This window comes from Psychrobacter sp. 1U2, assembly GCF_051847575.1.
On the sequence record NZ_JBPYDC010001763.1, the window covers coordinates 1 to 530 of the forward strand.

Annotated in this window: 1 protein-coding gene; it reads left to right on the top strand. The window is 45.5% G+C overall.

The genetic code is table 11. From position 1 onward, the window contains the following. On the top strand, positions 1–530 hold a 530-nt coding region (gene rlmB, locus ACS8FD_RS24280; RefSeq protein ID WP_439277726.1), incomplete at both ends, for a 23S rRNA (guanosine(2251)-2'-O)-methyltransferase RlmB.

Below are 530 nucleotides of genomic sequence, written 5' to 3' on the forward strand. Positions count from 1 at the left end.
GCTGACGCAACTATGCGGTAGTCCTCAGCATCAAGGGGTTGTATTACATGCTCGTCCATTAGGATTTGCAGATGAAGGATTATTAGATAACGTTATTGGGCGCAATCAATGCTTATTATTGGTACTTGATCAGATTACGGATGCGCACAACTTTGGTGCCTGCTTACGTACAGCAGTCGCTATGGGTGTGGATGCAGTGATATGTCCAAAGCATCATGCAGCAAGTTTGACTCCGACAGTCGCTAAAGTATCAGTAGGCGCAGCTGAGATGATGCCTATTGTTAGTGTAACCAATCTAGCGCGTACACTGACGCGTATTAAGGATGCAGGCGTTTTTGTATTCGGTACGGCATTAAATGAGACAGCTAAGCCTATACATGCTGCTGATTTGACAGGAAAAACAGCTTTAATTATGGGGTCAGAAGGTGAGGGCATGCGTCGGTTGACCACAGAAAGCTGTGATGAGCTGGTATACATACCTATGTCAGGCAATGAGCACGGTAACTTACAAAGCCTTAATGTGAGTGTGG